28 protein-coding genes, 3 pseudogenes and 1 riboswitch are annotated in these 23,368 nt (G+C 69.1%); of the genes and pseudogenes, 19 read left to right on the top strand and 12 right to left on the bottom strand.

Features of this window, described 5'->3' with window-relative positions; translation table 11 throughout:
- Positions 1 to 78: 78 nt before the first annotated feature.
- The gene (locus ACZ41I_RS15755; protein ID WP_468514347.1) at positions 79 to 891 is read left to right on the top strand and encodes a FadR/GntR family transcriptional regulator; all 813 of its coding nucleotides are present in this window, start codon (positions 79 to 81) and stop codon (positions 889 to 891) included.
- A 730-nt stretch (positions 892 to 1,621) separates the two neighbouring features.
- Here ACZ41I_RS15755 and ACZ41I_RS15760 read toward each other — a convergent pair.
- Positions 1,622 to 2,137 (bottom strand): MarR family winged helix-turn-helix transcriptional regulator, encoded by a 516-nt coding sequence (locus ACZ41I_RS15760; protein WP_468514348.1) that lies wholly within the window; start codon positions 2,135 to 2,137, stop codon positions 1,622 to 1,624.
- A gap of 273 nt (positions 2,138 to 2,410) precedes the next feature.
- Here ACZ41I_RS15760 and ACZ41I_RS15765 point away from each other — a divergent pair, with 273 nt between their 5' ends.
- The 6 genes and pseudogenes from ACZ41I_RS15765 (at position 2,411) to ACZ41I_RS15790 (ending at position 6,017) form a co-directional block, all read left to right on the top strand.
- Positions 2,411 to 3,490, top strand: coding sequence for an alkene reductase (locus ACZ41I_RS15765; RefSeq protein WP_468514349.1), 1,080 nt, complete (start codon positions 2,411 to 2,413; stop codon positions 3,488 to 3,490).
- 102 nt (positions 3,491 to 3,592) lie between these two features.
- Positions 3,593 to 4,498 (top strand): NADP-dependent oxidoreductase, encoded by a 906-nt coding sequence (locus ACZ41I_RS15770; RefSeq protein ID WP_468514350.1) that lies wholly within the window; start codon positions 3,593 to 3,595, stop codon positions 4,496 to 4,498.
- A gap of 32 nt (positions 4,499 to 4,530) precedes the next feature.
- Positions 4,531 to 5,154, top strand: coding sequence for a winged helix-turn-helix transcriptional regulator (locus ACZ41I_RS15775; RefSeq protein WP_468514418.1), 624 nt, complete (start codon positions 4,531 to 4,533; stop codon positions 5,152 to 5,154).
- Positions 5,155 to 5,300: 146 nt separating this feature from the next.
- A pseudogene (locus ACZ41I_RS15780) lies at positions 5,301 to 5,513 on the top strand (ACT domain-containing protein); the annotation flags it as partial.
- Positions 5,510 to 5,746, top strand: coding sequence for a hypothetical protein (locus ACZ41I_RS15785; protein WP_468514351.1), 237 nt, complete (start codon positions 5,510 to 5,512; stop codon positions 5,744 to 5,746). The pseudogene ACZ41I_RS15780 and the gene ACZ41I_RS15785, both read left to right, overlap by 4 nt.
- A gap of 40 nt (positions 5,747 to 5,786) precedes the next feature.
- The gene (locus tag ACZ41I_RS15790; protein WP_468514352.1) at positions 5,787 to 6,017 is read left to right on the top strand and encodes an LPXTG cell wall anchor domain-containing protein; all 231 of its coding nucleotides are present in this window, start codon (positions 5,787 to 5,789) and stop codon (positions 6,015 to 6,017) included.
- A gap of 328 nt (positions 6,018 to 6,345) precedes the next feature.
- On the opposite strand, the gene ACZ41I_RS15795 is transcribed toward ACZ41I_RS15790, so the two are convergent.
- Positions 6,346 to 6,645 carry a hypothetical protein gene (locus ACZ41I_RS15795; protein ID WP_399768273.1) on the bottom strand — a complete coding sequence of 100 codons (300 nt, stop codon included), beginning with the start codon at positions 6,643 to 6,645 and terminating at the stop codon, positions 6,346 to 6,348.
- Between the two features lie 148 nt (positions 6,646 to 6,793).
- Between ACZ41I_RS15795 and ACZ41I_RS15800 the strand changes: the two are divergent.
- A pseudogene (locus ACZ41I_RS15800) lies at positions 6,794 to 7,212 on the top strand (IS630 family transposase); the annotation flags it as partial.
- Positions 7,213 to 7,249: 37 nt separating this feature from the next.
- Positions 7,250 to 7,334, top strand: a riboswitch (ZMP/ZTP riboswitch).
- A 34-nt stretch (positions 7,335 to 7,368) separates the two neighbouring features.
- Positions 7,369 to 7,995, top strand: a complete 627-nt coding sequence (locus ACZ41I_RS15805) for a hypothetical protein (protein ID WP_468514353.1) — start codon at positions 7,369 to 7,371, stop codon at positions 7,993 to 7,995.
- Positions 7,996 to 8,181: 186 nt separating this feature from the next.
- Here the strand turns inward: ACZ41I_RS15805 and ACZ41I_RS15810 are convergent, their stop codons facing one another.
- The 5 genes from ACZ41I_RS15810 to ACZ41I_RS15830 all read right to left on the bottom strand — a co-directional run bounded on the left by ACZ41I_RS15810 (position 8,182) and on the right by ACZ41I_RS15830 (position 10,223).
- Positions 8,182 to 8,532 carry an STAS domain-containing protein gene (locus tag ACZ41I_RS15810; protein ID WP_399768282.1) on the bottom strand — a complete coding sequence of 117 codons (351 nt, stop codon included), beginning with the start codon at positions 8,530 to 8,532 and terminating at the stop codon, positions 8,182 to 8,184.
- A 238-nt stretch (positions 8,533 to 8,770) separates the two neighbouring features.
- On the bottom strand, positions 8,771 to 8,920 hold the full coding sequence (locus ACZ41I_RS15815) for a hypothetical protein (protein ID WP_468514354.1): 150 nt from the start codon (positions 8,918 to 8,920) through the stop codon (positions 8,771 to 8,773).
- Between the two features lie 65 nt (positions 8,921 to 8,985).
- Entirely contained in the window at positions 8,986 to 9,390 is a 405-nt protein-coding gene (locus ACZ41I_RS15820; protein ID WP_468514355.1) for a hypothetical protein, read from the bottom strand.
- A gap of 117 nt (positions 9,391 to 9,507) precedes the next feature.
- On the bottom strand, positions 9,508 to 9,717 hold the full coding sequence (locus ACZ41I_RS15825) for a SpoIIE family protein phosphatase (protein WP_468514419.1): 210 nt from the start codon (positions 9,715 to 9,717) through the stop codon (positions 9,508 to 9,510).
- Complete coding sequence (locus ACZ41I_RS15830) at positions 9,696 to 10,223, bottom strand: hypothetical protein (protein ID WP_468514356.1); 528 nt, start codon at positions 10,221 to 10,223, stop codon at positions 9,696 to 9,698. The genes ACZ41I_RS15825 and ACZ41I_RS15830 overlap by 22 nt, the downstream gene beginning before the upstream one ends.
- 412 nt (positions 10,224 to 10,635) lie before the next feature.
- On the opposite strand from ACZ41I_RS15830, the gene ACZ41I_RS15835 reads away from it, so the two are divergent.
- Complete coding sequence (locus ACZ41I_RS15835; RefSeq protein WP_399768291.1) at positions 10,636 to 11,277, top strand: carbonic anhydrase; 642 nt, start codon at positions 10,636 to 10,638, stop codon at positions 11,275 to 11,277.
- 101 nt (positions 11,278 to 11,378) lie between these two features.
- Here the strand turns inward: ACZ41I_RS15835 and ACZ41I_RS15840 are convergent, their stop codons facing one another.
- Positions 11,379 to 12,356 carry an L-threonylcarbamoyladenylate synthase gene (locus tag ACZ41I_RS15840; protein WP_468514357.1) on the bottom strand — a complete coding sequence of 326 codons (978 nt, stop codon included), beginning with the start codon at positions 12,354 to 12,356 and terminating at the stop codon, positions 11,379 to 11,381.
- 482 nt (positions 12,357 to 12,838) lie between these two features.
- Between ACZ41I_RS15840 and ACZ41I_RS15845 the strand changes: the two genes are divergently transcribed.
- Positions 12,839 to 13,723 carry a hypothetical protein gene (locus ACZ41I_RS15845; RefSeq protein ID WP_399768299.1) on the top strand — a complete coding sequence of 295 codons (885 nt, stop codon included), beginning with the start codon at positions 12,839 to 12,841 and terminating at the stop codon, positions 13,721 to 13,723.
- 29 nt (positions 13,724 to 13,752) lie between these two features.
- The gene (locus tag ACZ41I_RS15850) at positions 13,753 to 13,959 is read left to right on the top strand and encodes a hypothetical protein (protein ID WP_468514358.1); all 207 of its coding nucleotides are present in this window, start codon (positions 13,753 to 13,755) and stop codon (positions 13,957 to 13,959) included.
- 340 nt (positions 13,960 to 14,299) lie between these two features.
- Here the strand turns inward: ACZ41I_RS15850 and ACZ41I_RS15855 are convergent, their stop codons facing one another.
- Positions 14,300 to 14,719 carry a winged helix-turn-helix transcriptional regulator gene (locus ACZ41I_RS15855; RefSeq protein ID WP_399768304.1) on the bottom strand — a complete coding sequence of 140 codons (420 nt, stop codon included), beginning with the start codon at positions 14,717 to 14,719 and terminating at the stop codon, positions 14,300 to 14,302.
- A gap of 87 nt (positions 14,720 to 14,806) precedes the next feature.
- On the opposite strand from ACZ41I_RS15855, the gene ACZ41I_RS15860 reads away from it, so the two are divergent.
- The 4 genes from ACZ41I_RS15860 to ACZ41I_RS15875 all read left to right on the top strand — a co-directional run bounded on the left by ACZ41I_RS15860 (position 14,807) and on the right by ACZ41I_RS15875 (position 18,125).
- On the top strand, positions 14,807 to 15,628 hold the full coding sequence (locus ACZ41I_RS15860) for an NAD(P)H-binding protein (RefSeq protein WP_468323014.1): 822 nt from the start codon (positions 14,807 to 14,809) through the stop codon (positions 15,626 to 15,628).
- A gap of 224 nt (positions 15,629 to 15,852) precedes the next feature.
- Entirely contained in the window at positions 15,853 to 16,602 is a 750-nt protein-coding gene (locus ACZ41I_RS15865; protein ID WP_468514359.1) for an NAD-dependent epimerase/dehydratase family protein, read from the top strand.
- Positions 16,603 to 16,748: 146 nt separating this feature from the next.
- Positions 16,749 to 17,516, top strand: a complete 768-nt coding sequence (locus ACZ41I_RS15870; RefSeq protein WP_468514360.1) for a class I SAM-dependent methyltransferase — start codon at positions 16,749 to 16,751, stop codon at positions 17,514 to 17,516.
- A gap of 144 nt (positions 17,517 to 17,660) precedes the next feature.
- On the top strand, positions 17,661 to 18,125 hold the full coding sequence (locus ACZ41I_RS15875; protein WP_468514361.1) for a hypothetical protein: 465 nt from the start codon (positions 17,661 to 17,663) through the stop codon (positions 18,123 to 18,125).
- Between the two features lie 786 nt (positions 18,126 to 18,911).
- On the opposite strand, the gene ACZ41I_RS15880 is transcribed toward ACZ41I_RS15875, so the two are convergent.
- The gene (locus tag ACZ41I_RS15880) at positions 18,912 to 19,850 is read right to left on the bottom strand and encodes a GDSL-type esterase/lipase family protein (protein ID WP_468514362.1); all 939 of its coding nucleotides are present in this window, start codon (positions 19,848 to 19,850) and stop codon (positions 18,912 to 18,914) included.
- A gap of 30 nt (positions 19,851 to 19,880) precedes the next feature.
- Positions 19,881 to 20,417 carry a hypothetical protein gene (locus ACZ41I_RS15885; protein ID WP_468514363.1) on the bottom strand — a complete coding sequence of 179 codons (537 nt, stop codon included), beginning with the start codon at positions 20,415 to 20,417 and terminating at the stop codon, positions 19,881 to 19,883.
- Positions 20,418 to 20,475: 58 nt separating this feature from the next.
- On the opposite strand from ACZ41I_RS15885, the pseudogene ACZ41I_RS15890 reads away from it, so the two are divergent.
- Both ACZ41I_RS15890 and ACZ41I_RS15895 read left to right on the top strand, forming a co-directional pair.
- A pseudogene (locus tag ACZ41I_RS15890) lies at positions 20,476 to 20,604 on the top strand (aminoglycoside phosphotransferase family protein); the annotation flags it as partial.
- Between the two features lie 355 nt (positions 20,605 to 20,959).
- Positions 20,960 to 21,382, top strand: coding sequence for a hypothetical protein (locus tag ACZ41I_RS15895; RefSeq protein ID WP_468514364.1), 423 nt, complete (start codon positions 20,960 to 20,962; stop codon positions 21,380 to 21,382).
- On the opposite strand, the gene ACZ41I_RS15900 is transcribed toward ACZ41I_RS15895, so the two are convergent.
- On the bottom strand, positions 21,361 to 22,140 hold the full coding sequence (locus ACZ41I_RS15900) for a helix-turn-helix domain-containing protein (protein WP_468514365.1): 780 nt from the start codon (positions 22,138 to 22,140) through the stop codon (positions 21,361 to 21,363). The two genes, ACZ41I_RS15895 and ACZ41I_RS15900, sit on opposite strands and share 22 nt — an antisense overlap.
- Positions 22,141 to 22,226: 86 nt before the next feature.
- Between ACZ41I_RS15900 and ACZ41I_RS15905 the strand changes: the two genes are divergently transcribed.
- The gene (locus ACZ41I_RS15905) at positions 22,227 to 23,201 is read left to right on the top strand and encodes an LLM class flavin-dependent oxidoreductase (protein ID WP_468514366.1); all 975 of its coding nucleotides are present in this window, start codon (positions 22,227 to 22,229) and stop codon (positions 23,199 to 23,201) included.
- Positions 23,202 to 23,368: the final 167 nt, after the last annotated feature.

The following is a 23,368-nucleotide window of genomic DNA, read 5'->3' on the forward strand; positions in this document are numbered from 1 at the left end:
GGTCTGACCAAGGAGTGGGCGCCTCAAGATATGATCAGAGGGGAGACGAGGCGTCGTTCCGGGATGAAAGGGCTTTCCATGGCGGAGTCGAGCGCGGCCTGGGAGCCGGTTCCGCGTTCCCGTACCTTCGAGCTCGTGCTGGCCCGGATCGAGGAGCAGATTCTGGCGGGCAACCTGCGCGTGGGTGACCGGCTGCCGCCGGAGCGCGAGCTGGTCGAGCTGCTGGGGGTGAGCCGGGCCGCCGTCCGGGAGGCCCTGCGGGTCCTGGAGGCTCAGGGGGTACTGCGCTCCCGCGTGGGCACCGGTCCGGGATCGGGCAGCGTGATCACCGCCATGCCCAGCAACGGTCTCACCCAGTTGCTGCGGCTGCACCTGGCGCTGGCGAACTTCCCCCTCCAGGACGTGGTCGAGGCACGGGCCACGCTGGAACGCGCGAGCGCCCGCCTCGCCGCAGGCCACGCGAGTGACGAGGAACTGACCCGGATCCGGGAACCGCTCGTCCACATGGATGACAAGACCCTGGCCCGCGAGCAGTTCAACGACTACGACACCGCGTTCCATGTCGCCATCGCCGAGGCCGGAGGCAACCGGCTGATGGCGGACATGACCGTCGCCGTGCGCAACGCCGTACGGGGCACGCTGCTCACCGCGTTCCACAAGATCGGCGACTGGGAGCCGATCGCAGCCCGGCTACGGGCGGACCATCACGCGATCTACGAGGCCATCGCGGCGGGCGACGTGGAGCGCGCCGGCGATCTGGTGGAACGGCACGTCCGCGGCTTCCACAACGACGTGGTCCGCAAAGCCCTGGACATGCCGGAGGCCGGAGTCCCGGAAACGACCGGGGGCGGGACGACCGGGACGGAGCCGGCCCAGCCCTCCATGCCGTGACTCTGCCGGTGATGTTGCGGGGGTGTGCCGTGGTGGTGCCCGCGGCCTGAAACCGGCCTGATCGGCGGCGCGTTGCCGGCTCGCCGTTGATCCGGGCAGGGTACGGGCCGCTGCGGCGAGCTTGTGCCGAACTGGGCTGTCTCCCGGACAGCGGTAGCAGGAGCGGCGCCGCAGTCCACCGCCCGCTCTCAGACGCCGAGTTCGCGCCGGAGACGCTTGGGTGAAACAGGCGGCATCCGCCGTGGCAAGCGCTCCCGGCGGCGCCCTCCTCTGGACCAGCCGCAGGACAGCGCCGGTCTGCTCGCCGAGACCTTCCCGAGCAGAACGGCGAGCGGATCGGGTCTGTCAAACGAGCGGTGCAACAGGGGTGGTTGGGTTACTGGCGGGCCGCTGAGAGGCGGCCGTCGAAGGTGCTGTCGAAGGCACGGTAAGCACGGCAGGCCGACCTGCGGCCTGTACCTCATCGCCCGGCTCACCTCCTGCTGGGGCAGCCGCTACGGCTGGCGTGGCGAGACCATCTGGGCCGAGCAGCGCCTGGCCGCACCGGTCGCCTGAACGCCACGGGCGTCAGCTGTCGGACGAACCCGTTCTCCAGCACACCGGCTCGGCCGCCATGCGGTCCGCGGCAGTTGCTGGACGGTGTGAGCCCCTCGCCGGTCCACGGTTCGCGCAATGGGCGACTGGGAGCATGCGGTATGCGGGCCGATCATCTCGGCGGTGCTGAGCATCGTCAGGTGCCGAGCTGGGCAGCGGCGCGGGTGAGTCGTTCCTCGATGTCCTCCAGGGCGCGCAGGGCGGTGGCCTTCTGGTCGTCGGTGCTGTTGCCGACGGTGGCGTCCTCGAGCCGGCGCCACAGCTGCTCGACTTCTTTGCGCAGCGCGTGGCTGGCGGTGGTGGCCTCGATGAGGGAGGCGCGTTTGTCGTCGGGGCAGGGCGAGCGGCGCACGAAGCCGGCGTGCTCCAGGCGCCGGATGGTGCGGGTCATGGTGGCGGCGTCGGAGTCGAGCAGGCGCACGAGGTCGACCTGTCGCTGCGGGCCGAGTTCCCACAGCTGCATCATCACCAGTTCCTGGCCGGGGTGCAGGCCCACGCGGCGCAGTAGCTGTCCGGCGATCATGCGGTGGATGCGGGCCACCCGGAAGATCGCGTGGCTGATCGGCCCTCCACTGGCGGCCGAGGGCAGGGGGATGGCCCCGTCCACCGGGGCCGGGCTGCGGCCTTCGGCGCTGGCTGCGGACTCCGCCATGGTTTGACTCTCCCTGCCCTCCGCGAATGTTGCTCGAACAGGATACCTCTCCTTGCCCTGCGCGATCCGCGCTCCCTTGACCGCTCCTGAGCGAGTGACTTCCAGGCCGTAGAGGCCGTCTCAGCGGGGTATGTGGCGGGCGTCACGGCTGTTTGCTGAAATACTCACCCCCCACTTACTGTTCGAACAGGTAATTCGGTTGAGGTTCCGGCGGATCCCGCCCGACCAGGGGCACCTTCGCGCCTCAACCCACCGTTCGAAGGGCTTGAGCACATGACCACTGCGTTCGATCCGATCAACCTGGGCGGCAAGCGCTTGGCCAACCGCATCGCCATGGCGCCGATGACCCGCAGCCGCGCCTACGGGCCCGGCGCGGAGCCGACCGAGCTGATGGCGACCTACTACGCGCAGCGCGCCGGCGCCGGGCTGATCGTCACCGAGGGCATCCAGCCCTCGCCGGTCGGCCAGGGCTACCCGGACACCCCGGGCCTGCACACGCCCGGGCAGGTCGCGGCCTGGCGGAACGTGACCGACGCCGTACACCGGGAGGGCGGCGTGATCTTCGCGCAGCTGATGCACACCGGCCGCATCGGCCACCCCAGCCTGCTGCCCGACGGGCTGGTGCCCGTGGCGCCGTCGGCGGTGGCCGCCCAGGGCCAGGTCTTCACCCACGACGGGCCGAAGGACTACGTGACGCCGAAGGAGCTGAGCGAGGCGGAGATCCGCCAGACCATCGCGGACTTCGTCAACGCGGCCCATCACGCGATCGAGGCCGGGTTCGACGGCGTGGAGATCCACGGCGCCAACGGCTACCTGGTCCATCAGTTCCTCGCGCCGAACACCAACCTGCGCACCGACGCCTGGGGCGGCGATGTCGAGGGCCGGATCCGCTTCGCCGTCGAGGTGGTCACCGCGGTGGCCGAGGCGATCGGCGGTCACCGGACGGGGCTGCGGATCTCGCCCGGCAACCGGTACAGCGACATCGCCGAGACCGATCCGGCCACGACGTACGAGACGTACGAGGCGCTGCTGCAGCGGCTCACCGGCCTGGACCTGGCCTACCTGCACCTGATGGAGGGCCCGGACCGCGACCTGACCGCCCGGCTGCGCAAGGCCTGGCCGGGCACGTTCGTCCTCAACCCGTTCACCTACCCGGAGGTCACCGGGCCCGAGGCACTGGCCCTGGTCGAGGACGGAGCTGCGGACATGGTCGCCTACGGGGCGCTGTTCCTGGCCAACCCCGACCTGCCGGCCCGCCTGGCCGCCGGCGGTCCGTTCAACACCCCGGATCCGGCCACCTTCTACGGCGGCGACCACCGCGGCTACACCGACTACCCCACTCTCGACGCCTGACCGGCGTGGTCACCGGTGTGACCGCTGCCGTGACCGCACAGTGAGTTCAGAGTCAGCCCGTCCGATATATCTTCCGCACCCGTATCCACCTGGGAGTTCCCGATGTCCATTGCGATCACCTTCTCCGAGTACGGCGCGCCCGAGGTGCTGCGACCGACCGAGGTCGCCCCGCCAGAGCCGGGCCCGGGCCAGGTCCGGATCAAGGTGCGGGCCGCCTCAGTGAACCCGCTCGATATGAAGATCCGCTCGGGCCTGATGGCCAAGGCCGTCCCCGTGCGCTTCCCGGTGACCCCGGGCCTGGACGCGGCCGGTGTCGTCGACGCCGTCGGCGAGGGAGCCGATGCGGCCGTGGGCGATGAGGTCCTCGGCGCCACCGTCGGCGGCAGCTACGCCGAGTACGCCCTGCTGGAGCGGCCGGTGGCCAAGCCCGAAGGGTTGTCGTGGGAGGTCGCCGCCTCGCTGGTCACGGTCGGCCTGACCGCGCACCGGGTCCTCGGCCAGCTGGGGGTCGAGGCGGGCCAGACCCTGCTCGTCCACGGCGCGGCCGGCAGCGTGGGCTTCCTCGCGGTGCAGCTGGCCGTCGCCCGCGGCATCACCGTCATCGGCACGGTCGGCGAGAAGGACATCGAGCGTGTCACCCCGCTCGGCGCCACCGGGGTCCGCTACGGCGACGGCTGGGCGGAGCGGGTGAAGGCCGCCGCTCCGGGCGGGGTGGACTTCGTCTTCGATGCCTCCGGCGCCGGCGTCCTCGCCGACTCCGTCGCCCTGACCGGGGATGCGGGCAAGGTGATCACTATCGCCGACATGTCCGCCCAGCAGCACGGCGTGCGCTTCAGCGCGGGCAGCGCCGACCAGAGCGGCCAGGTGCTGCCGGAGCTGGTGCAGCTTGCCGCCGCCGGCAAGCTCACCGTGCCGGTCTGGCGCACCTACCCCCTCGCGCAGGCCGCTCAGGCCCACGCCGACCTGGAAGCCCACCGCAACCAGGGCAAGGCCGTCCTGCTGCCCTGACCCACTAGCGCCGCCTCGTGTCGCCGGAACGGGTGAGGCGGCTCCCGGGGCCGCAGCCGGCGCCGCACCTCAGCCGGCTGCGGCCCCACGCCGAAACCCCAACAGGCTCAACCGGTACGACGCGAAGGGCGGACGCGAAGGGACTCGCCAGCAGCACCACACCCGCACCGCTCGCGGCGAACGCGGGGCTCGCCGCCGCGTTCGACATCCTCGGCCAGAGGTGGAACGGCCTCATCCTCCACACCCTGGCCACCCGGCCCGCCCGCTTCGGCGAACTGCGCACCGCCATCGGCAGCATCAGCACAAGGCTGCTCGGGGGACGCGGTCGGACCGGGCGATGCGGCGCCCGTCCCCGCCGCGGGAGACGGTTCCTCCAGCGGCTTGACGCCCAGCGTGGACAGTCGCTCCTGCTGCTCGGAAGGAGCCGCGGCCAGATGGCCGGCTGTTTCTGCTGCGGGAGCCATCGTCCGATGTCGTCGCCGTCCATGAGTGGCCGCGAACAGGCCGGACGTCTCCGACACCCTCCCTGCCCGCTCCGCCGCCCGGGACCAAGAGCCCGCACAGCGGTGAACATGCCAGCCGACAGGGCACCGTTTGGACGGGACGGCACCACCCCCGCACTCAGCCCGGGATCTGGCGCCGTCAGTGGCCCGTAGCGACGCCTGCTCCTCAACCCGCTCGCAGGCGAACCCGTCCGCGCGGGTGGCGACGGCGTCGCGACCACCCTTCTGCAGCGCCAGCGGGTGGCCGAAGCCCCGCTCCGCTGTTCCCGGTGTGAGTGATGTGCGGGGCGGGATCAGGCCCCGGCATCGTGGGCATCATCGGCCGGATTTTTGGTGACGCGGGGATCAACATCGTCGGCATGCAGGTGGCCCGTATCACCGAGGGCGGCGACGCACTGGTCGCACTGACCGTGGACGACTCCATTCCACAGCCGGTGCTGGCGGAGATCGCCGAGGAGATCGGCGCCACCTCGGCTCGCGCGGTCAACCCGGTTGCCTCCGCCCGGACGTGAAGGACGGTATGTACGCCTTCGACCTGTACGGACCGGATGGCCGCCGGGTCGCCGAGAAATCCCTCACGGTACGGGCGGCACGGCCGGGTGACAGTGACTACCTGGGCAAGGCCCGCGGTCCGGTCTTCTCCCCGCCGTTCGACCTCGACACCGCCCGCGAGCACGGCTACCGGATCCGCGCCGGAGGAAGGGTCTGCGTGCTGTGGAAGGACACGTACCCGGACCCGGCGTGACGCCAAGCCCCCGGACGGCGACGACCCGCGCTACTACGCCATGGTCACCGTTCGCACCGGTCTCACGCCCGGCACGTGCCCGGTCACCGTGGTCGCGCACCACGGCCGGGTGAAGAGGACCGGCCAGCTGATCGTCACTGGCCGTCCGGTCGCCAAGCGCAGCGTCATCGCGGGCCCCGGCACCGGCTGGCTCGGCGCGTCCGGTGGCCTGCTGATCCTCACCGCGCTCGGTGTGTACGTCGTCCGCAGGCGCCGCCATACCACGGCGTAGCGGCCACCGCCCCGACGTCCGCCGACCGCCGGGCCTGGCGAGAGCGATCCGGCTCGCATGACCAGCCCGGGCCGCTACCACCTGCTGCTCACTACCTCCGAGCGGCCGGTGCAGCACGGCTGGTGGAGAGGCGAAGAAGTGGCCCGCGGCAAGTTCCGGGCCTGGGCCGGCCAGTACGGCGGGACATGCCCGGTGCCCCTGCCGGAAGACTGCGCGCCTGACCTCCGTTACAGAGAGGTCGTATCTGCGGTTCCCTTGATCCAGGGTCTCGGTGCCCATGGGCGGGTTGCCGCCGACGCGGATTTCGGTCGCCGAGCGTCCTGATCCGTCACGCTGTGCCGAAGTCCGACCGGGGCCGGACCTCCACGACGAAGTCCGCATCCTCCATCTCGCTCGCCTCGTCGTGCCAGAGGAAGACGCGCACGTGCATCGCGTGGTGGAGACCGGTCCTCTCCCACTCGGTCATGAGGTCGGCGATGATGCGGCCGATGGCGTGCTTGGCGCCCTCGTCCGTGTCGGCGGCGGTGATCACGCCGTGCCACTGTTCGGGGTCGCTGCCGTAGGGGCGCCAGCCCTCGGACCCGTGCGGCTCGAACACCCGGTAGGCCCAGTCCGTATTGGTGTTCATAACACCGATTGTGTCACCGTAAAGAGCCTCATGCGCCGCATCGGATCGACGCCCGCCGAGCGCGGGTCCGTCGAAGCGAACAACTGCCCGGACGTCCTGGAGCTGGACGACGGCGACTTCTTTGTGATCGGGAAGCTGCATCTCCTGTCGGGTGATCCGCATCGGTCGCGAGGCCCTGCGCTGCCTGCTCGCCCGATGCGGCGTCACCTTCCAGCGGACCAAGACCTGGAAGGAGTCCACTGACCCCGACCGCGACGCCAAGCTGGACCGGATCGAGCGCGTCCTGGACCGCTTCCTTGACCGCGTGTCCACAAGGGCGCCAAGATCCGCCAGTGGGGCCCGGAAGAACAAGGTGGAGCTGTGCTTCACCCCGACCAACGCATCCTGGCCAACTCGAACCATCCCAACCACACCGTCCAGACCCGTGAACTGCACCGATACCTGCGCTGGCGCAACGCCAACGCCCACCATCCCGACGTCCTTGCCGCCCAACGTAAGGAGCGCGTCCGCATCCGTAGCGAGAAGGGCATCTGGTGGGGCGGGCGTCCGCTGGCACTGACGGCATGACCGGCGAAACTATGTACTCGCTCGTGCAGATAGCATCGTGTCCGGTCGCGACTGGCGAAGGTGGAGAACCACCGGGGAGCGGCCGTTTTCCCGCGTGAGCGTCGACCGCCTGGGCGCCTGCGTCAGTGATGTCCCGCTGACACAGGAGGCTATGACGTGGATCTGCGCTATGGGATCAACCCGCAGCAGGCGGCGGCGACTACCGCGCCGGTGCAGCTCGGCCGATGGCCGGTCCGGCTGTTGCAGGGCAACCCGTCCTACATCAACATGCTGGACGCACTCAACAGTTGGCAGCTGGTGCTGGAGGCAAGCAGGGTCCTGAACCGGCCGGCCGCTGTCTCCTTCAAACACGTCTCGCCCGCCGGAGCGGCCGTGGCCGGCCCCGTCGATGACGTCACCGCCGAGCTCTACGGCATCGACCGCGACAGTGTCGGTGCGCTCACCAGCGCATACCTGCGTGCCCGCGACGCCGATCCGAATTCCTCCTACGGCGACTTCGCCGCCGTGTCGCACCCGGTCGACACCGAACTCGCCGAGCTGTTGTCCCGCGTGGTCTGCGACGGCGTCATCGCCCCCGGTTACGCTCCCGGCACCGTTGCGACGCTCAGCAAGAAGAAGAACGGCCGCTTCCTGGTCATGGAAGCGGACCAGGCGTTCACACCCCCACAGTGCGAGACACGGGAGGTGTTCGGCTTGCGGCTGTCCCAGCGGCGCGACGAGGTGGCGTTGTCCACCGCTCTGCTGGACAACGTCGTATGCGGCACGCTGCCGAGTGCGCCGTGAGGAGTTGTACGGTGCGGCCTGTCCCGTCCGGCAGGAACGGCAGGACCAGCAGCGCCGGCACCGCCGCGGTGAGTGTGATCAGGACCGCCGGGGTGAACAGGGCGATGATCACGCACTGACGCGCGCCGGTCGGGAGCGCGTGGGGCAGCCAGGACGGCATCATGCGCTGCCAGAGCGACGGAGCCATTAGCTGCTCAGGGCGGCCTCAGCGTCATCGATGGTGGCAAAGACCCGTAGGACCTGATCGGCTCCGGTCATTTCCAGGACCCGGCGCAGCTTGATCGGCACGCAGGCCAGAACCAGCATCACCGCAGCTCTCTCCGCCTCACGACGAGCTCCCAGCAGCACGTTCAGCCCCGCCGAGTCGCAGAACGACACATCCGACAGGTCCAGCACGACGGCCCGTTCCGCACGATCTATAACCTGCGTCAGCTGCCCGCGCAGTTCAAGCTGCGAGACGTGGTCCATGACCCCGCGCACCTTCGCCACCAGGCAGTGGACCGAGACGGCCGTCTCGACCGAGGGAAGATCTTCCACAGCGCCCGCCCAACTGTTTCGCCCGGGGACCTCAAAGAGTTGCCGTCGAGCCTATCCGGCAACGCCCGTCGCATACTTCCAGGCCCGGCGGTTGCCGGTGGGCGCAGCTGCGTGACCCCGCGACGGCGGGCGCGTTGTACCGGGGGGCATGCGCACGTCCCCCGCGGCACTTGTGTCTGACGACCCCCGACTCCACCACCCGGTTTCGGGGGCCCGTCCGAGGCGACGGGCGGGCCGCTCACTCCCGCCAGCACCGGGAGCGGCAGATGCCGTAGTCCCGGTCGTTCTCATCCTCCACCGTGACGGTCCCCGTGCCCGCTCCGGCCCACATCCCGAAACCCGTCACGCCACCGCCATACCGCACCGCTTCGCTGACCAGCTCGGACACCAAAGATCGGGTTCATTCCCGGACTGGCAGCAGTCCGCAGCGAGCAGGAGGGCGGATCGAATCAGCTACTCGTACACGTCAGCACCGGGCACCGTGCGGGTCAACGGCTGAAGGTTTCCGTACAGGGCGGCGTGCAAGGCGGCGGCGAGTTCGCGGGCCCGTTCTTCGCTGCGCACGCCGTGCATCATGAAGTACACCGGGCCCGTGAAGGCGTCCCATTCGGCCTCACGGTTCTGGACCAGGCGGGTGATCGCGGCCCGGACCGCCTCGTTCACCGCGTCGTCGAGGGCGTGGCCGGAGCCGACGGCGAGCGTGTCCGCTTTGACCGTCCACACCTGACGTCTTTCGGATTCGATGACGACGAATACGGCGTGCTGCGCCATGGCCTGCCGGTACGCGGCGTGGAAAGCATCGGTGCCGGTGGCGTCCGGAATGAGATGAGCGGGGCAAGGGATCGGCAACTGCTGCATAACGGGCATCGTGACAAAGCCCTGCCGCTCTCGGCTGTGTTGACGGGGCGGACTGGCAGAGCCGCCATGCGACCGCACCAAGCCAGCCGCCTTCCTCCATGGCCGAACCGGGCCTGATCAGTACGGTCGGGTCGTTCGGTCCAGGCGGACGACGACGATGGCGATGTCGTCGCCTGCGCCGCTGGCGACGCCGAAGCGGGTGAGGAGGGCGTCGGCGAGGTGCTCCGCGCCGAACTCGGTGCAGGTGGTGAGCGTGGAGGTCAGGCGGGTGAGGCCGGCGTCCATGTCCTCATCGCGGCGTTCGATCAGGCCGTCGGTGTAGAGGATGAGAGTGTCGCCGGGCGTGTAGGTCGCGTTGGCCTGGGGCGGGGGACGTGTTCGGGGCGGGCCCCCAGCGGTGGGTCGGTGGCCTGGCCGAGCAGATCGCAGGAGCCGTCCGGGTGCAGCAGGACGGGCGGCGGGCGCGGCAACTGCAGCATCTGAACGAGGAACTGCAGCTCGGCTTCCATGGCCGCTTCCCGCCCGGGACTGACCGACGGCAGGTGCGCCGTACGGCGGGAGCGGACGACGTCGGTCACGTTGATCGCGGTCCACCACCGCTCCTTGAAGACCTCGGGGTTGCCGGGGACCGGGATGTCGTACTTCTGCAACGCCATGTGATCGGTCAGGCCGGAGGACAGGACACGGTGCAGTGAGGCCTTCAGCGTCTCCACCCCGTCGGCCTCCGGGTCGGCGGGGTTGTCCGGGAAGGCGCCGAAGAGGTACTGCCCGAGCAGCTCGGCCCGGCTCCGTCCGGTCACCTCGCAGAAGGCCGGGTTGGCGTCAGCGATCACCAGGTCCGTGCCGAGCACCAGGCACGGGCGCGGAAGGGCGGCGCGCGCGGAGTGCGCCCATCGGGCGTACGCCGTGATCGGACCCGCCTGGTTGTGTGGTGGCCTGCCCCTGCCCGGCTGGGTTCGGCGCCGTGTGTATGCACCCGTCGCTCGGGAGATCCACTCCTGTGGCGTACACCCCTGCCCTGCAGCGGTGTCGTTGGCGGTGTGTGACAGGGGCGTGGGAAGAGGCTTACGCATGGCCAGTCGGTGCGGGCGGGCTGTTGTGTGACGGACAGTTGCGTAGCGCACTGAGGAGGCGCACCGAGGGGGACATCGCCCGGCGTCTCGGTGTGTCGGCCACGGAGGCACAGAAGCCATCGATCGTGGACCCGGGCGCGCGTGTCTGGTGGGCTGGCCGTACCCTGCGGCCATGACAGAGATCCAGGCCGCAACTCCCCGTGAAGCCTTCGAGCTGCTGCTGGCAGGTAACCAGCGGTTCGTCACTGGTGCGCCGGAGCACCCGAACCAGGACGCCACCCGCCGCACCGAGGTCGCTCCCTCCCAGCGCCCGTTCGCGGTGCTGTTCGGGTGCTCCGACTCCCGCCTGGCCGCCGAGATCATCTTCGATCGCGGTCTGGGGGATCTCTTCGTGGTGCGCACCGCCGGCCACGTCATGGGCCCGGAAGTGATCGGCAGTATCGAGTTCGGCGTCGACGTGCTGGACTGCCCCCTGGTCGTGGTTCTCGGCCACGACTCGTGCGGGGCGGTCGGCGCGGCGTGTGCCGCGCTGGAGGACGGCATGACACCGGCCGGCTACATCCGGGACGTCGTCGAGCGCGTCACCCCCAGCGTGCTGGCGGCGAGGGCCGCCGGACGCGTGAGTGCCGACGAGATCCTCACGGAGCACATAGGGCACACCGTCGACCTGCTGCTGGACCGCTCCCGTCTCCTGGCCGAGCGGGTCGCCGCCGGGCAGGCCGCTGTGGTGGGCCTGTGCTACAGCCTGGCCGACGGGACCGCGCGCCTCGTCGCGGCACGTGGCCTGGACATGCCCATCGCCTCGGCCCTGTAGGGATCAAAGGCAGGGGTCCTGTGGATCAGGCAGGCGGTCGCTCACCGGGGCGCCGCATCCGGTGAGCGGCCGGGCGAGACACGTAACGGCGTCGGTGCCGGTCACCCGGAGATCCGGGGTCCTGCGGCGCGGCGGAGCCGGTTGGCGATCGCCAGTCCCAGGCCTTCCTCCTCCGGCAAGGACGCGATGATGAGATCGCACCCCTGCTGGTCGAATTCGCGCAGGAACCCGTACAGCCCGCGTGCGTAGGCGGCCATCAAAGGCGGGACTGCCACCACGGCGTGCGCCTTCACCGCAGCCTCGGCGAAGGAGGGGGGAAGAAAGACGCCTACCCGGTGCCCCAGCTCCTGCGCGAGCTTCGCTTCGGCGACGACCTTCTCCGGCTCGACCAGAACGACCCGTGCCCGCGGCGCGTAGTGGGACGGATGCTGGCCCGGCACCCGAATGCGGCTCGTCGAGGGGACCGCGAGCGGGCGCCCCAGCACCGCTTCGAGGTCCTCGCGCGTCACACCGCCGGGCCGCAGGATGCTCGGGATCTCGCCCGTGGCGTCGACGATCGTCGACTCGACCCCGACCTCGCAGGGACCGCCGTCCAGCACGAAGTCGACGGCATCACTGAGCTCCGCGCAGACGTGCTCCGCCGTCGTCGGGCTGACCGAGCCGAAGCGGTTGGCGGACGGGGCCGTGACACCACCCCCGAAGGCCGAGAGCAGCGCAAGGGCGACGGGGTGGTCGGGCACGCGCACAGCCACCGTCTCCAGTCCACCCGTCGCTTCGAGAGGAACCCGGGGCCCGCGCCGCAGGACCAGCGTGAGCGGCCCCGGCCAGAAGCGTTCGGCCAGCAGGCGCGCCGTCGCCGACACGTCCTCGACCCAGTCATCCAGGTGCTCCGCGCCGCCGATGTGGACGATCAGCGGGTGGGAAGGCGGACGCCCTTTGACCTGGAAGATGCGCGAGACAGCGGCGGAGTCCTCGGCGTTGGCGCCCAGACCGTAGACGGTCTCGGTCGGGAAGGCCACCAGGCCCCCGGCGCGCAGCACACCGGCCGCCTTCCCGATGTCACTGGTTCGTGCCGTCACCCTGGCAATCCTAGTTCTTCTGAAGCATCCGGCCGGACAGCTCGTGTGGGCTCGCATGTTCAATGAGGAGCGCGACGCCTTACGCATCCAGGCGGCTGACCTTGCGAGAGTCGATCTCGCCAGTTCCCCTCTCCCGGGCTCGCGCCTTCACACAGTCGATGGCGCAGCGGGACCAGCCCCGCTCACCGCGGGAACCAAGTTCGTCGAGCATCAGGCGGTACCGCCTCGCCCCCATGTCCTTCGACCGCTCTCTGAACCGCCGTCTCAGCTGAGTCCAACGCCCGACCGGCAGTATCACTCAAGTTGAGTGCTGAACATATCACCCACAAAGGCGAATCAGCGGGCATATGCCACACATCAAACATACGGTCTTACTTGCTCGGCGCCTTCGGCGAGCAGAAAGTGCCGGTCGCCCGCTTGCGGACCGCTCTCCCATGCGAGCGGACCATCGCATCGGTACGGAAAGGAAAGAGGCGAGTTCGATGTTGCTGGCCCAGGTCGCTCTTGTATCCGAAACCAACCAGATCACCGCCGCGCAGCTCAGCCGTGTGACGGCCGCGCTGCAGAAGCAGGTCACCCGTGACTTCGGCCCACTCTGGAACGTCTCCGCGACCGTGGACGCGTTCGAGCGGCTGGAGGACGTCCCCGTCGGGTACTGGCCGGTCATTGTTGCCGACGACATCCATGAGCCAGCCGGTGTCGACGGGATCCACCTCGATGAGCACGGACAACCGTTCGCCCTGGTCCAGTACAGCGACAGCTGGTCGCTCACGGCGAGTCACGAGATTCTCGAAATGCTGGCCGATCCGGCCGGCAACAGACTGATGGCGGGCCACTCTCCCAAGCCGGACCAAGGAGTGGTCGAATTTCTGGTCGAGGTGGCCGATCCCCCGGAGGACCCGCAGTTCGGGTACACCGTGAACGGATTCCTCGTCTCTGACTTCATCACGCCGCACTTCTACGATCCGGTGACGGCCGACGGTGTCCGGTACAGCTTCGGGGGTAATATCAAGGAGCCTCGTTCGATCCGCGAGGGCGGGTATATCAGCTGGCTCGACCGCACGACCAATCTCTGGTGGCAGCAGGTCTGGTTCGGCACGTCCAAGCCCGTATTCCGCAAGCTGGGGCGCATGACGAACCGAAGCGGGAGTATCCGGTCCGCCATCGATGCCAAAACGGAGACGGCTCGCCGCATCGCCCAGGCTGGACCGCAGTCCCTCAAGTTCGCCGACGCCCGGACACTGACCGCGCAGATCAAGGAGACCACCGCCTCGCGGGCGCAGGGCTGGCGGGACCAGATCGAGGCCCTGAAGGCAGGCAAGATCGTCGAGGCTATGTGGGAGGGGGGCGAGGAGGAAAATGGGTAGTACGCCATCCCTGGAACGGGAGGTCTGCCATGGGCGAAGCAGACGAAAAGGAGAGAAGAGCTCGCGCGGCCCGGCTGCGTGAGCAGATCGAGAGGATGAAGGCGGGGGCCTCAGGGCGGCAGCAGCCGCGCGCGGGTGAACCATCCGCAGGCGAGAGCATGCGCGAGTTCACCGAGCGTCGCATGCGCGAGCGCGAGCTGGTCGAACCGGACGAGAAGACCGAACGGGACCAGTAGAAGGCCTTGGGCCGACAGTGAGACACCGTCGACCCAAGGCCCCCCAAGGCGAGCGACACTGGTCAAGACTCCGATCAGTGAGCTGACGAGAGTCGCTTGCAGGATCACCTCTACCAGGTGATCGCGCAGAGCCTGGCGGTCTTGCTCCAACTGCCGCAGCAGGCGCCGACGGCGACACCCAATACGGGCCCCAGCCAAATACCCGGGTCATGGGCATCGTGGCTGCCTGGGACAGACATGGCAAGCACGACAAGCAACAGGCGTGGCATGTGGCTGGAATCTGGAGCGGATCGTGCTCGCGAGAGGACGAGGCCGTCGTCGGTGGTGACAGCGGTCCTCGTCACCGGATGTCATGGTCAGGGTGAGTCTGGTCGTATGTGCGCCGCGCCTCGGCGATTACGGCACGGTGGGCGAGCGACCAGTCGGCGAGTGCCTTGACGAGGTGGGTCAGGCCGGCCCCGGTCTCGGTCAGACGGTAGTCGACCTGGGCCGGGACGGTCGGGTACACGGTGCGCAGCACGAGACCGTCCCGTTCAAGCCTGCGGACGGTGAGGGTGAGCATGCGCTGGGAGATGCCGGCGATGGCGCGCTGCAGTTCACGGAACCGACGCGGCCCGCTCGCAAGTTCAACGATCACAAGCACCGACCACTTGTCGCCGATGCGGTCCAGGACGTCGCGGATGCCGCAGTCGGGGTGGTCCTCTCGTCCGCAGGGGTCGAGGTCGGCGGGGGCGGTTACCCCGGTGTGCGTGAGTGACATCAAACTGCCTTCTTGTGGCTGGTGGGCGTGCGATCAAGGATCAAGCGTAGTTATCGACGAGAACCACGACGGAAGACTGCGATTGACATGATCTTGGTGACCGGAGCAAACGGGAATCTCGGCTCGGCGACTCTGGCGGCGCTGCGCGCCCGCGGCGTCGCTGCGACGGGCGGCAGCCGCACGCCGGGCGAGGGGATGCGGCATCTCGACTTCGACGACCACGTGAGCCTCGATCTCGCCGGGGTGTCGACCCTGCTGCTGATCTCCGCCGGTTATGCCGAGGATGACCAGGTCGTTGGGCGGCATGCGGCGGTCCTGGACGCTGCCGTCCGCGATGGCGTCCGCCATGTCGTCTACACGAGCCTGACCACGGCCGGCGACCATCTCGGTTTCGCGCTTGCGCACCGTGCCACCGAGCACCTGGTGCGGGCGAGCGGTTTGCCGTGGACGATCCTGCGCAACGGTCTGTACGCCGAACTCTTCGGCGGCCTGCTGATGTGGGCCGACGATGGCATCGAGTCCGCGTTCGGGGACGGCGCCCTGGCGGCGGTCGCGCGGGAGGATCTCGCCGATGCCGCGGCGATCGTTGCGGCGAGTCCGGCAGGACGCAGCGGGCACATCTATGACCTCGTCGGCACGCCGATCACGGCGGGTCAGGTGGCCGACCGGCTCGGGGTCCCGCACCGCGCCATCGGTCTGGGCGAATACCGGCGCAGGCTCCTCGACGCAACGCCGGGCCTCCTGGCGTTCCAGCCGCCCATGCTTGCCTCGATCGCCACGGGCATCCGGCACGGCTTCCTGGACGGCACCGCTCCCGACCTCACGGATCTTCTTGGCCGCCCGGCCCGCGACCCGCTGGTTACGGCCGTTGCAGCCGCCTCCGCCACACGCCCGGGAGCAAGCGCCTAGCGGCGGTACCGCGCGCTGAGCAGCGGAATGAGCTTGTTGACGTTCCTGGGAATGGAAAATCCCCACTTCTCGCTCAGGAGATCCCCAGCCTCGCTCGCTCAGTTCCCCACCGCCTTGATGAGTGGATCAACGTGCGCGAAAATGCGAGGGGCATCGAAACCAGGGGGAGTGCTGTGAGTCTGGGAGCAGTGGCGGTAACAGGGGCGGCCGGCACCATCGGTTCTGTGGTGAGGGAGGCACTGAGGCACGAGGCGACCCGACTGATCCTGCTCGACCGCGTACCGCTCCGCCCGCAGGCCGAGAACGAAGACGTGCACATCGTGGACCTGAGGGACGCCGCCGCCGTGGAGTCGGCCCTCGCGGGAGCCGACCGCGTGCTCCACTTGGGCGGCGTGCCTGACGAGGCCCCTCTCCCGGACCTGCTCGAAGCCAACGTGCTGGGCACGCACCACGTTCTGGAGGCAGCGCGGCGTACGGGAATCGAGCGAGTAGTGCTGGCGAGCAGCAACCGTGTCACAGGCTTCTACCCCGCCGGACATCTCACCGGACCACAGGAGCCGGCACGCCCGGACGGCCTCTACGGGGTGAGCAAGGTGGCCGTCGAGGCCCTCGGGCAGTTGTACGCCGACAAGTTCGGTCTCTCGGTGATCTGCCTGCGCATTGGCAGCTTCGAGCCCACACCTACCGAACCCCGGCACCTGGCGACCTGGCTGAGCCCGCGCGACGCCGTCGGCTACATCCGGGCCGCGCTGGCTGCACCGTCCTGCACCCGCTTCGCCACGGCGTACGCCGTCTCCGCCAACACCCGCCGCTTCTGGAAGCTCCCCGACGTTACGGAACTTGCCTACGTCCCCGTCGACAACGCCGAAGCCCACGCTGTGGACGTCTCCGAGGACCTACCAGCCGACCCGACCGCACCCCAGGCCGGCCCCTACGCTGAGCCCGAGTTCACCCTCAAGCACCTTCCGTCCTGACGCATGCAGCCACCGCACGCGACCCGCGGGGAATCTCCCACCAGCGGCTCGACTCCTCGACGGCGTCGGCAACGTCATCGCCACGTACACCTAGCCACTCCCTCTGAGGTTGACCGTGCCTCTGGGGCATGTCCCACAGTGGCGCTATGAACACCGGATCAGCTCAGGAACGGCTCCTGTCCCAACAGCGTGCCTACTACAGTGCCCTTGCCCCGGACTACCTTGACCAGCTCCTCGATCTTCCCGGCGGCGGTGAGCTGGCCGAGGCGCTCGACGCGTTCCGGCCGGCGGGCAGTGTGCTGGAACTGGCCTGTGGTCCCGGCACCTGGACCCCTCAGCTGCTCCGCCACGCCAGCGACGTCACTGCCGTCGATGCGTCCCAGGAAATGCTCGCGATCGCCGCGAACCGCGTCTCTGACGGTGCCCAGGTGAGATTCGTCGAGGCTGACCTGTTCGCCTGGGAACCTGACCGCCGTTATGACGTCGTCTTCATGGGGTGCTGGCTCTCGCACGTGCCGGCCAGCCGGTTCGAGTCCTTCTGGTCTCTGGTGACGACTGCCCTCGCACCGCAGGGCCGGGTGTTCTTCGTCGATGACCACTACCGAACGCCAGAGGAGCTCGTCGAGGGCCCGGCATCGTCCACCATCCAGCGGCGCATCCCCGATGGGACGGCCTACCGAATCGTGAAAGTTCCGTATGAGCCGGCAGAGCTGGAAAGACGGCTCCGCGAGCTCGGCTGGGACATCACAGTCACGCCGACAGCTGGCCCGTTCTTCTGGGGCGCCGGGAACCGGACTGGGCAGAGTCCAAGTTGGGACTGTACGCGGCGATCGGCCGGCTGCCGGAGCGTCAGTGCGACGCAACTCTGCTGCGTTTCATGCATGGTCACCCGATGCGGCGGGTGGCGGAGCTGATGGGCATCTCTACGGGACGGTCCGAAGTCTCCTGCGCGGAGCGCGGCGGCGTCTGTCCCTCGATCTGGGGATCCACTGGGCAGCGGAAGAGATGGAAGAGGGGAAGGATGAGCCGGGGGAGTACCAGGCGCGCGTATTGATGAGGTGCTGGCCGACGCCGAGGTGTTGGCGGATGAGTACGCGGACTTCGACGAGCGCGCTGTGCTGAAGCGGGTCGCCCGTCGCGTGGTGTGGGGCAGCGCCAACGACCTGGAAGACCGTGCCCGATGGATCCGTACGGCCAACGGCGCGGCCGGCCGTGCCTCGGACGGCATTCGCTGTGCGGTGCCGGCAGCCCTGCATGAGCGGGCCGCACACGAACTGCAGGCCCCGTGCTCGCATGTCGTCCGCGATCCGGCTGCGATCGCTGCGATGGCCCTGCTGGTCGACGACCGGGCCACCATCGAACTCGGCGGCGCTCTGGCATTTTCCTGTCTGCTGTACCTCGCCGACCGGCATGAGGCCGCACAGTTCTGGTGGCAGTTCGCCGCCGGCGCGGACACTTCCACCGCCGCCCACTGCCTGACGGCCCTGTCTTCACGAGGGGGCCGGACGTGGCCGCTGTTCTGAAGGGTGCAGGCCGATCGCGGTCGAGCGCTCGGTCAGCTGCCGCTGGCCTGAGCAGCCTGCGCCGGGTGAGGACCTCGAGCACGCTGTCGGCGACCTGGAGGTAGTCCTCGCGAGTGCGGTGCTCGTCCGCGATTGCGTGGAAGACATGGATCAGCCGGCGATTTGCTCTCGTGCCGGCCGTCCGCTGTCGTCCGGGACGAGCAGATCCCGATATCCGTCCTAAACCATCGTCGTTCCAGGGCAGGGGCCACTCGCCTGCCGCTGTCGCGCTTATGTCGCACGACGTTCACGGGAGCCCTCTGGGCGATCGCTCGGGTCCACATGGCGGGCTGACGAGGATCGGGAGCTATGGCGAGGGCGGCGGGGTAGAGCACCTGGCGCCCGTAGCGGGCGCGGGCGCGATCGGCGGCGGCTTCGATCGTGAGGGGTTTGTCGTCGCCGGCGTCGAGGGTGAGCTGCCGGGCGGCCTGGTCGAAGGGCGTCGGCGCGCAGCGCGATGCAGCGGACCCCGGCGCGCTGGAGGCCGAGCGAGTCGTACACCGCGTAGGCGGCCCGGGCCAGGAGGACGGTGTGCTGGGTGGTTTCGGGCAGGGCCCGGGCGTCGCTATTCCAGTACGGGAGCGCACCGTTGTTAGGCAGAGCGCGGTGTGGCCGACCGCTGGATGGTCACGCCCGAGGCGCTCACGGCCCGTAGCACGCCATCGGCACCACGGGGTACGACGCCATCCCGCTGACGGGGGGCGACTTCACCAGTTCCCCCGCGTTACGGTTCACCAGGCTCCGTGGTCAGCAGTTGAGGGCGCTGAGATGCCGGAAGAGTTCCTTGTGCCCTTCCGGGTTGGGGTGCAGGCCGTCAACGAGCAGGTGGGGTTGGTCGCGGAGCGGCTCCCACATGTCGAGGTAGTCGATGTGGTTGTCCTCGCACCAGGTCAGCAGTGTGGCACGCAGCTTGAGTGCCCGTGCTGTGGTGAAGCGCAAGCCTTCGAAATCGCCGAGCTGTGTCTGGTCGAGCCAGGCCGGTCCGACGATGACCATGCGGGCGTTGTGTCGGTGGGCGGTCGCGGCCAGCGAGTCGAGGTGGTCGGTGATGTGTGGCAGGCTGTCACGGGCGGTGTCCGACGCGGCAAGCGGCACGGCGGAGTCGTTGATCCCGGCGGCCACGATGAGCGTGTCGGGGTGGCGGGGAGGCAGGAGCGGCGGTGTCTGCTCGGCGACATCCGCCAGGGTGCTGCCGGGGATGGCAAGGTTGAAGACTCGGTGCTCGGTCTCGTTCGCCGCGATGTGTGTTGCCGCCAAGTGTGCGGCCCAGCCTCCCTGGGGGTCGCAGCGTCCGTAGGGAATGCTGTCGCCGACGATCACGATTCGCGCCGCAGAGCGCAGCGGCCTCGCGTCCAGGTAAGCCCAGGCCGTCTCTCCCGAGGTGAGGAGCACCCGCCGCCGGGCGTAGTCGTCCACCTCGTAGTCGTCGGCTGCGGCCAGCTCCTGGTCGGTCAGGCGCAGGATGGCGCCCTCGACCGTGCCGCCGAGCTTGCGTTCCAGGGTGAGGTGCACGTCGTGGCCGCTGGTGGCAATCACGGACTCGTCGGTGATCGCCAGGGGTCTGGTCGTATGACCGGCCAGTGATGCCGCGGTCGTGGGCACAATGCGACCGAAGAGAGCAGTCTGAACTCGCGGGTCCAGCAGCGTGCCGAAGGAGAACAGGGCGTGGGGGCGGGACTCGGTCACTGTGACGTCGTGGCCTTTCACTCGGAATGATCAAGTCACCCTATCGGCCCGATGAATCTCGCCACTGTGCCTGTGACGAGGGTACTTCGTCTTGATCGTCAGCTGTCGGGTGCATTCGAGGTTGGTCGGGACGGGCAGGGCGTGCGGGAGCTGTGTGGCGCGGCGGGGGCCGGTGCGGAGCTTGGTGAGGAACCGCCGGCTCTTCAGATGGGCGAAGCCGTGTCCGGCGGGCGTGCGTCCGGCGGCCGGGACGTGGTTGGCCTGCTTCTGGCCCGCAGTGAACGTGCGGGTCCGGGTGGCCTCGTAGCGGGTGACGGTGACCTGGTCGTCGGGGTTCTCGGGTTTGTCGACGCAGAGGAAGCCGAGGTCGGCGAGCGCGCTGAAGCCGGCCGCCTTCAGGTGTTCGACGATCTTGTCACGGCGGGCGGTGGCGTCGTGGGGCCGTCCGGGCCGGGCGGCGGAGATCCGGATCAGCTTGCCGTTCTGGTCGGTCAGGGCGACTCGGGCACGCCGTCGCCGCCGGCGAGGTCGAGGAGGGGCTGGTCGTCGCGCAGCATCGCCAAGCACGAACGCCGCCATCCGGCCCCCGGACAGCGACCGCCACCGCCACGGGGAGTGGATCGCAGTGCGGGACGGGCCGGCGTGCTCACAAGTAGTGCGGCAGGTGGCGCAGTCATGGCGGGAGGCAGGGCGGACAGAGCTGACGACGCGAGCCGTCGAGGAGCGGCTGGATGCCTATGTCACCGCCCTGATGGGCTGGGCGGAACCGGATCGGCCCGGGGCGCGGGCACGGCGGCGAGCGCCAGGCCCGGCTGCCACGTGCGGCAGCAGGAGCCGGTCGCACCCCACACCGGGGCACCCCTGACTCCCGCCGGCCGCTCTGCCACTCCTCCGAATCGAACGGCAATATCACTCGCCGTAAGGGACCCCCGAGACCTGTGCCAGAGCCCACTACTACTCGACAAAGCCAGGCTTGCAATCAAAAAGGTGGCTGCCACGACCGCAGTGGTTTTTTGAACTTGAAAGCCCATTCCCCATGGGGAATTGCCGGTCTCGGCCACGCGCCGCAGGATCTGGTCCGAAGCGACCTGCCTGGCAAGGAGATGCACATGATCGAGATCGACCCGCAGCACCTGGCTGACCGCTACATGGCTCAGTGGACAGTGCCGGACGCCGCCCAACGCCGCGCGGCCATCGAGCGGCTGTGGACCGAGGACGCCACCCATATCCTGCAGCCACCCGCGGAGATTCGGGAGATCGCTGCGGAACTTGGCTTCGGCCACACGACTCTGGAGGCTCAGGGGTACGACGCCATCGAGACCCGAGTGGCGCGAAGCTACGAGCGGTTCGTCGAGAAAGAGGGATTCACCTTCCGGGCACGCGCCGATGCGGTACACCTCCAGGGCGTGGTCAAGTTCGGCTGGGAGGCGGTGTCCACCGAAACCGGCGACGTTGTGGGTGGGGGCTTGGAAATTCTCGTACTCGACGACGACGGCCGGATCAAGGCCGACTACATGTTCCCGGGGGCCTGACGCACGGCAGCACAAGCCATTGGTCTGGCGGCGGCCGAGAGTGCCTCGGCTGTCGCCGGATCTGTCGGCAGGAACGCCTCCAGCTTGAGCTCGGCAAGCGTCACGTCCACGGCGGTGGCGAAGGTCGTCACGGTCGTCATCAGGCGTAGCTCACCGTAGGAGGACTGCAGGCAGAGCGGAACTGCAAAGCCCAGTAGTCCGGCGGACGGCTCCAGCTCGGGAACGTATTCGGTGAGCTCAGCGCGCAACTCCTCCAGATGGCCGAGGCGTGCCAGGATGTGTCGCGCCCATTCTGCGAGGTTGCGGATGCGGGGAGCCAGGCCGTCGGGATGCAGCGCAAGGCGGTAGATGTTCGTGCCCGGGCCCACCAGCTCGGGGGCCGCACCCTCGGTGATCAGGTCGAATGCGGTGTTCGCAGCGATCAGGTCACCGCACCGGTCCACAACCAACGCCGGATAAGGAAGATGCCCGCGCAGGATGTGGTCGATTGCCGTGCGCACGGGGGCCAGCACCGGATCGTCGAGTGAGCTCTCCGGGTAGGCCGGCGCATACCCGGCAGCCAGCAGCAGTTCGTTGCGCTCCCGCAGCGGCAGTTCCAGCGACTCGGCCAGGCGCACGACCATGTTCCGGCCGGGGACCGACCTGCCGGATTCGATGAAACTGAGGTACCGCTGGGTGGTGCCTGCCCGCAGTGCCAGATCGAGCTGGCTGAGATGACGGCGGGTACGACATTCGCGAAGCGCACGGGGGAAGTTCACAAGCCTGTTGTAATGGTGGCGGAGGGTCCCAGGCCATTCCCCGTAGGGAATTGCCGCCGCCAGGCCCGGTCGGGAACATCGCCGACATGGACATTGGTGTACTGCTTCCAACCGGAACCGCCCAGTGGGACGCGGCCGACGACCCTCGCGAGCTGGTTGCCTTCGGCCGCCACGCCGAACGCTCGGGTTTCTCCTCGCTCTTCGTCAACGATTCTCTGATCAGCCCGCGCATCGAGGCGCTCACCATGCTGGCCGCGCTGGCCCCGGTGACCGAGACCGTCACGCTGGGCACAGCTGCACTGATGCCGTTTCTGCGTCGGCCGATCCAGACCGCGCAGTCACTTGCCTCGATCGACCTGCTGTCCGGTGGCCGGCTCACCGTGACCGTCGGCGCAGGCTTCCCCGGCCGCTTCGGGCGGCCCCTCTACGCGCTGTCCGAGCTGCCGTGGGAAAGGCGCTTCGCGCGCCTGGACGAGACTGTCGCAATGTGGCGGGCCCTGTGGGACGGCGCTGACGCCTTCCACGGCGAGATCCTCCGGTTCGATGACATCCCGCCCACCACCAGGCCATTCCGAGTCGGCGGCCCGCCCATCTGGCTCGGCGGCGCGACCCCCGCGGCGCTGGCCCGCGCCGGCCGGATGTACGACGGATGGCTGCCCTACCCGCCTGACCCCGCCGACTACGCATCCGGACTCCGCAGTGTCCGCAAAGCTGCCGCCGACGCCGGACGTGCCGCCGAGGACATCACCCCCGCACTGTTCGTCTCGGTACGGATCGACGACGACACGGAGAGCGGCCGTCTGGCACTGGACGCCTACGCACGGGCCACCTACGGCATGCCGCTGCAGGAGCTGGAGAGGATCCAGGCAGTTGTCACCGGTTCCACCGACCAGGTGCTCCAGAGCCTTGGACGGTACGTCGCCGCCGGCGTACAGCACATCGTCGTACGTCTCGGCGCCCTGGGCCTTCGCTCTCAGCGCGACCAGCTCGAACGGGCTGCAGACCTGATCCCCGCCGTCCAGGCAGCAGCGGATCGGGCCGCCACCTCGCAAGCCTTTTGAGCCTGGCCCAGCCGACCCGAAGTGTCGATCGCGGAACAGCTCGTGAAGACCTCCTCCAGCGTTCCTGACGCACCCAGTGCCTCACCTTCCCACTGCACGGGTCGGTCGAAGCCGAAGCCGTAGCGGCGGGCGAACCCCCGGCCGGCGGGGGGCGCCCCTCTGCCCTT

The sequence above is a fragment of the Streptomyces sp. NPDC030799 genome (assembly GCF_055572255.1).